The following is a 1383-nucleotide window of genomic DNA, read 5'->3' as shown; positions in this document are numbered from 1 at the left end:
GTCGAAGGCCTCGGCGAGGGTCTGCTCGTCCCCGCCGTCACCGGCGCCGGCCAGCACGGCGTCGCCGGGGCTCGCGCTCCGCACCCGGGAGACGGCGGCCTCCAGCCGGCCGGGGTCGCGGCCGACCAGCACGACGCGGGCGCCGACGGAACGCAGGAGGACACCCGCCGCCAGCCCGATGCCCGAGCTTCCGCCGATGAGGACGGCGGTCGTCCCAGAGAGGGCGCTCGTCAGCGGCGAACGCACGGGGATGGGAGTCGCAGTGCTCATGGAAGAGCCTTTCGCAGAATAAACCATCTGGTTGTTTTACTACCGGCCTCGATACTGCCGCCTGGACGGGCGAGGAGTCAACCGGATGGTTTAATTCGCTCATGGCCTATGACGCGGAGGACACCAGACGGCGGATCTTCGACGCCGCGGCCGACGAGTTCGCCGAGCACGGCCTGGCGGGGGCGAGGGTCGACCGGATCGCGACGGCGGCCAGAGCCAACAAGCAGGCCATCTACCTGTACTACGGGAGCAAGGAGAAGCTGTTCGCCGCCATCCTGCGGGCGAAGCTGGAAGAGATCTCCATCTCGGTCTCCATCGACCCCGACGCGGTGGCCGAGTCGGCCGGGCAGATCTTCGACTGGTACCGGGAACACCCGGAGCTGATCAGGCTGCTGCTGTGGGAGGCGCTGGAGGCGCCCGACGGAGCCGGCGAGAGCGAGCGGCGCGCCGGTTTCCAGGAGAAGGTCCACCATCTCGTGGCCGGCGGCGTGGCCCGCCACCTCCCCGAGGACGCGCGCGTCCGCGCCGCCCAGGACCTGCTCTTCACCATCATGGGGCTGATCGCCTGGAACTTCGCGGTGCCCGGGACGTGCCGCGTCGTCCTGGGCGAGGAGACCGACCAGGCGGCCTTGGCCCGCCGCCGCGAGACGGTGATCGAGGTCGCGCGCAGGCTCGCCATCGCCGCGGGCGAGCGTCCGTAACGGCGCGGCGCGTACACTTCCGGACATGAGGTCGGTCGCGCTCGCGGTCCACGACGGGATCACGATGTTCGAGGTGGCCGCGGTCTGCGAGGTCTTCGGCGTCGACCGCGGGATCACCGACCACTGGTACGACTTCACGGTCTGCGGCGCGGGCGACGTGCGGTTCGGCGGCTGGTTCCGGGCCGAGACGTCTCACGGGCTGGACCGCCTCGCCGCCGCCGACACGGTGATCGTGCCCGCCTGCCGCGACGCCTCCGCCGATCCGCCCGCCGATCTCGTCGCGGCGGTGCGGAGGGCCCACGACGCCGGTGCGCGGGTCGTCTCCATCTGCACGGGAGCGTTCGTGCTCGCCGCGGCCGGTCTGCTCGACGGGCGCCCCGCGACCACCCACTGGATGCACGCCGACCTGCTC

General features: G+C 71.7%; 3 protein-coding genes. 2 read left to right on the top strand and 1 reads right to left on the bottom strand.

Annotation, left to right across the window (positions count from 1 at the left end):
* The coding region (locus ACFFNX_RS50000; RefSeq protein WP_378213532.1) for an SDR family NAD(P)-dependent oxidoreductase at positions 1 to 270 on the bottom strand (270 nt) is incomplete at its 3' end.
* 101 nt (positions 271 to 371) lie between these two features.
* Between ACFFNX_RS50000 and ACFFNX_RS49995 the strand changes: the two genes are divergently transcribed.
* Positions 372 to 971: a TetR/AcrR family transcriptional regulator gene (locus tag ACFFNX_RS49995; protein ID WP_378213531.1), complete on the top strand. Its 600-nt coding sequence runs from the start codon at positions 372 to 374 to the stop codon at positions 969 to 971.
* 25 nt (positions 972 to 996) lie between these two features.
* Positions 997 to 1383, top strand: a 387-nt coding sequence (locus ACFFNX_RS49990) for a DJ-1/PfpI family protein (RefSeq protein WP_378213530.1), incomplete at its 3' end; no start/stop codon positions are given.

This window comes from Actinoallomurus acaciae (genome assembly GCF_042429965.1).
GTDB classification, from domain to species: Bacteria; Actinomycetota; Actinomycetes; order Streptosporangiales; family Streptosporangiaceae; genus Actinoallomurus; species Actinoallomurus acaciae.
This window is presented reverse-complemented; position numbering and strand designations above follow the sequence as displayed.